This window comes from Bartonella sp. AU16XJBT (assembly GCF_028618665.1).
GTDB lineage: Bacteria > Pseudomonadota > Alphaproteobacteria > Rhizobiales > Rhizobiaceae > Bartonella.
The window spans coordinates 1-4351 of sequence record NZ_JAQITF010000044.1 but is presented as its reverse complement, the minus strand read 5'-3'; the positions used below and the strand labels follow the sequence as shown (position 1 = coordinate 4351).

Genomic DNA, 4351 nt, shown 5'->3' with positions numbered 1-4351 from the left:
TAAATACGATTTCATTATGTTGCAAATGAACTGATAGGCTCTATATTTCTGATATATTTTGCCAAGCTCTCTGTTAGTGGTTTACAGCATGTGATTGTATATCTTTCTTTCATTTCTAATTCTGCGTGTCTCTTAGCTACCAATCCATATTTCGGGTGTGTAATCCAATTATTCCAAGCGCTTTGCCAATCGCGTTCATGAGCATTTCGACATGGGTTGGCTTTTGAAAAGCGTACAAATTTTTCATATTCTGATAACGCTTCATCATGCGTTAATCCTTGATCGATTGCGTATTGCAAATCGGGTTTGAAATCTTCAAACATGCTTTCAACTTCTTGTTTTTCCCTCATTTTCTTGTCTTTCTCAAAAAAGTTTGCTTTCTCTGGAAAATAAGCAGGCATTATCTTGTCAACGATTTCTGAAAGTTGTTTGCCAACCTTTTTACCTTTTCGTGGTGGCAATTTCTCAATCATTGCTTCGTTACTTTGCCATCGATTATTAGCTTCGTTTGAAATGTTGTTATTTTGCTCGTGAATGATTGGTTGTTTAGTTTCTATTGTTTTGATTTCTTCTGATTGAACATCATCACACTCGATTGGCTCGTCAACCAAATCGTTTGTTTCTAAATTTTCAAATTCAATTTCTCTTTTTGATAAAATAATATTTTTATTTTTTTTGTTATTGTTAATGTTAATGTTATTGTTAATGGCATCATTAAGCATTGCTTGTGCATTGCTTGTAGCATGCTTAGCATCATCATCACTGTTATCTTTATTTTTATCCCACCTTGCCTTCGCTGCCTTTTGTGCTCTTTCTGAAAACTTGCTTAAATTTTCATTTGAGTTATTGAGTTCTTCCTCAACTTGTAAACTCCACAAACGACCATCTTCTGAAAAAACAATGTGTCCAGTTTCTAATAAAAGATCTAATGCTTTCTGAAATCTTTTAACTGAGCAACCAGCTAATAAAGACAACACTCGAAAATTATTCTTAAGCGGTTCTCCAGTGCGAAGCATTTGAAATCGCAACTTCACATATATAAAACCTTCAAAAGCAGGCAAATGTGCAAGATCAAGTAACCACTTATCTGCAAAAAGCCTCGTCCATGGCAACTTAGTTGACATGTATTGCCTCCTCTCTTTTCTTACTCCATCTCATATTCGCTGCTTTTGAAGCTCTTTCTGAAAATTTACTGATGCTATAATCGAAAGCTAATGACCTATGCCATAAGTTCCCATTCTCTAAACGCGTGATGTAACCCATGCTTATTAAAGTCTCTAATGTCTTTTGAAACGTTCTTACTGAACACCCACACCAACTTGATAAATAAGATGCATTATTGATAAGAGGCGCTTTCTTATCATTCATAAGCAACACAAGGGTTGTATAAACTGCCTTCTCTGTTGCTTTTAAACCCATAAGCTCTTTTAAAAACTGATCTGAATTAAACTTTACACATTCCACTTTGTTACTGGGCATCGCTATAAGATCTCCCTCTCTTTAATTAAATGTAAAATCGCTAAAGCATCCGCTTCATTATCATCACAAGGCGCGTGTCCTTTTGCACGCATCGCCTTTATAATCTCTTCTTTCGACGCATTCCCCTTGCCCGTCGTCACTTTCTTAATCGTACAAACAGGTATCCCCTCATACGGTATCTCATGATGTTCACACCATGCCGTTAACGTTGCTAACAAACCACCGTAAACATGCGCTGCATCGGTTCCAACATGACGCCTCACCTCCTCAAAATACACCGCGTCAATGCTACCTGCTGTATGCTTTATTTCTGTAAGCCATCTCTTAAAGCGTAAATAACGCATCCCACCGCCTTCAAAACGGCGTGATTTAAAGTCAACGGTGCCACTAAATATGTCACCTCTCCCTCCACACATCGCCCACCCCGTCTTCGTACCTAGATCAAAACAAAGAATCGTGTTATTCACCGCGCCACTCCGTACATAATGTGTTTTATTGGGCTGTTTTTTCCCAAAAATGAAGGAAAGAAGGGTGTAAGAAGTATGCAAGCGGTTTTAAATTGGATAGAACAGCATCCTGTATTATTTTCTGCGTTTTCTGTTTTATTTTCCGCACTTTCTTCGGTTGGTGCTTTATTATCAGCAATTTTTTCTTTTCTTTCTATTAAACAGACATTTAAATTCAGAGAGGAAGATCGAATAGAAGCTGCAAAATTGAGAAAGGAAGATCGAGAAAAAGATGAAAAATTGAGAAAGGAAGATCGAGAAAAAGATGAAAAATTGAGAAAGGAAGATCGAGAAAAAGATGAAAAATTGAGAAAGGAAGATCGAGAAAAAGATGAAAAATTAAGAGAAGAAGATCGAGAAAAATTTAAAACAGAATTAGCTAATGCCATGGACATAGCTAAATCAACTAGAAAACAAGCGGTATCAATGAAAAAGCTTGCCACAGTTCTGGAAAAACAATTAGAGATTTTAGAAGAAAAAAAGCTCCGTGTTACCACACACAGTTCATGGATAAGTGATAATCCTAATGATATCTTTCCAGTAATATATGTATCTTTAATCATTACAAATCCCACAAAACAAACAATTAAAATCAACTCTATCAGCATAAATGATAATAGCCTTTTTACCTTTATGTCCGCGTGCTATCGCGAATTTTCGTATTTACCACAATCACTAGGAACACTACATTACATCCATCCTCAACAGGAAAAACATTTATGCTTAAAGAAACCTCGAGTCGAGCCACCCATACATAGAGATATTGATCCATTTAGCCTCAAACCTTCTGGTCTATTAGGATTAATTATTGGTGTTTTTTCTATAGACAGAAACTCAGAAATTCCTTTAATATTGACCATGGAGCACACTGCCGTGAATCCTTTAAATCCACCAGAAAAAGTGATTTTTTGCCCCGAATATTTTAATATTAAACCACGTAATAAACTATCCGAGCTGTTGTATTCCAAGCTGTTTACATTCAATAAATAACCGTTTTCCAACATGATGAATAACGCTGTTGTTCCTCAGGGCTTTTTTCAGCCAACTCCGCCCATGTCATTGGCTTTGGTTTCATAAGAAGAAATGATAAATATTGTGCCCTATCCCATTTATTGGCTTCTGCAACTGTAACCGATTGTTTTGCCATAAACCATCTATTGAAATCTTCAATAATTTCAATTGCTTCATTCTTTCTCTGTTCATCCATCATCAATTGTTGCAATATCTTTCGTGCTCTATCATCATCTTTTTCATCACTATATTTATTTATAACTGGAGCTTTTTCTACAAACTCTCTTACAAGCGCACGAACATCTTCAGGCTCTTGAAGAGTTTCATAAATATTTTCATATGATGTTACACATTCTTGCCCTTGTGGATTCTTCGGTAAACGTTTTTTCTTTTCTTCTTGCAATTCTTGTAAATGTTTAATTTTTTTCTCATTCTCTGCTAATTGTCCATCAATCAACGCCCGCTGTGACGCAATTAACTCATCTCGTTCTTTTATTGCTTGTCTAAGCATTTTTATGTTTTTAAAATTGGTATAAACCGCATAACATGAACACAAATTAGCAATACAAGATATAATAAGCGCAATTAAACCCATCTCACTCCTCACTTACTTTTCTTCTTATTCTTCTGAGACTTTTCTTTTACAGATGCATCACGCTGCTTAAGCTCGTCTTTAAGCTTTTTAATTTCTTCCTTAAGGGATCGATTTTCTTCAAATTGACAGCGTAGAGATATGTATTTCCGTTCAAGCGCTCCTTTATGCTCGTCTTTAAGCTTCTCTATTTCTTCATCACGCTGCTTAAGCTCGTCTTTAAGCCGCTCAACTTCTTTTTCATCCTCTGGATTCAGTTTATTCTGTTGGTTCAATTTCTCAATTTGTTCATCAAGGTATTCAATTTCTGCTGTTAGTTTCTCTATAGTTTCACTTTTCTCATCCAACTTTTCTTCATACTCATCTATCTGTTGTTTAAGTTCTTCTTCTGATGGGGTAAACAAAATGTTCATGTATCTTTGGCTACGAACACGATCAACTTCTTTTCTTAGTCTGTATATAGTTTCATTTTTCCATTTTGATGTTTTTTCATACTCATCTAACTCCTGTTTTAATCCCTTAATTTCCTCTTCATATTTTTCTACATTCTCATCATATCCACTAATGATCTCTCTAATTTCTTTGCGTTCTTTTTTTAAAGCCCTAGCTGCAAATTCTTCATCTTCAATCTCCTTTTTAAGCGCCTTAACTTGATCTCGATAATACAAAGCAAAGCGAAACATCACTCCGCATAAAAGCAAGACTCCAAACACCACACACACAACGATCGCTATCATTTCATTTAAACTCATTTTGATCTCCT

General features: G+C 35.6%; 6 protein-coding genes. 1 reads left to right on the top strand and 5 read right to left on the bottom strand.

Translation table 11 applies throughout. The features are described from left to right. Nucleotides 1–14 precede the first annotated feature (14 nt). Genes PVV66_RS09230 through PVV66_RS09220 form a run of 3 tightly spaced genes read right to left on the bottom strand, consistent with a single transcriptional unit; the run spans nucleotide 15 to nucleotide 1946 of the window. Nucleotides 15–1124 carry a DUF1376 domain-containing protein gene (locus PVV66_RS09230; protein WP_273719521.1) on the bottom strand — a complete coding sequence of 370 codons (1110 nt, stop codon included), beginning with the start codon at nucleotides 1122–1124 and terminating at the stop codon, nucleotides 15–17. Continuing rightward, nucleotides 1114–1479: a helix-turn-helix domain-containing protein gene (locus PVV66_RS09225; RefSeq protein WP_273719523.1), complete on the bottom strand. Its 366-nt coding sequence runs from the start codon at nucleotides 1477–1479 to the stop codon at nucleotides 1114–1116. Before PVV66_RS09225 ends, PVV66_RS09230 begins: the two co-directional genes overlap by 11 nt. A 2-nt stretch (nucleotides 1480–1481) precedes the next feature. Then, on the bottom strand, nucleotides 1482–1946 hold the full coding sequence (locus PVV66_RS09220; protein ID WP_273719525.1) for a hypothetical protein: 465 nt from the start codon (nucleotides 1944–1946) through the stop codon (nucleotides 1482–1484). Between the two features lie 75 nt (nucleotides 1947–2021). Between PVV66_RS09220 and PVV66_RS09215 the strand changes: the two genes are divergently transcribed. Beyond that, nucleotides 2022–2975, top strand: a complete 954-nt coding sequence (locus PVV66_RS09215) for a hypothetical protein (RefSeq protein WP_273760995.1) — start codon at nucleotides 2022–2024, stop codon at nucleotides 2973–2975. Here the strand turns inward: PVV66_RS09215 and PVV66_RS09210 are convergent. Both PVV66_RS09210 and PVV66_RS09205 read right to left on the bottom strand, forming a co-directional pair. Beyond that, complete coding sequence (locus tag PVV66_RS09210) at nucleotides 2965–3591, bottom strand: hypothetical protein (protein ID WP_273719528.1); 627 nt, start codon at nucleotides 3589–3591, stop codon at nucleotides 2965–2967. The two genes, PVV66_RS09215 and PVV66_RS09210, sit on opposite strands and share 11 nt — an antisense overlap. 8 nt (nucleotides 3592–3599) lie before the next feature. Next, nucleotides 3600–4351, bottom strand: a 752-nt coding sequence (locus tag PVV66_RS09205; protein WP_273760994.1) for a hypothetical protein, incomplete at its 5' end; no start/stop codon positions are given.

Excerpts from the sequence above, each read along its gene's own strand:
- PVV66_RS09225 (WP_273719523.1), bottom strand. The coding sequence starts at position 1,479 with ATGCCCAGTAACAAAGTGGAATGTGTAAAGTTTAATTCAGATCAGTTT.
- PVV66_RS09215 (WP_273760995.1), top strand. The coding sequence starts at position 2,022 with ATGCAAGCGGTTTTAAATTGGATAGAACAGCATCCTGTATTATTTTCT.
- PVV66_RS09230 (WP_273719521.1), bottom strand. The coding sequence starts at position 1,124 with ATGTCAACTAAGTTGCCATGGACGAGGCTTTTTGCAGATAAGTGGTTA.
- PVV66_RS09210 (WP_273719528.1), bottom strand. The coding sequence starts at position 3,591 with ATGGGTTTAATTGCGCTTATTATATCTTGTATTGCTAATTTGTGTTCA.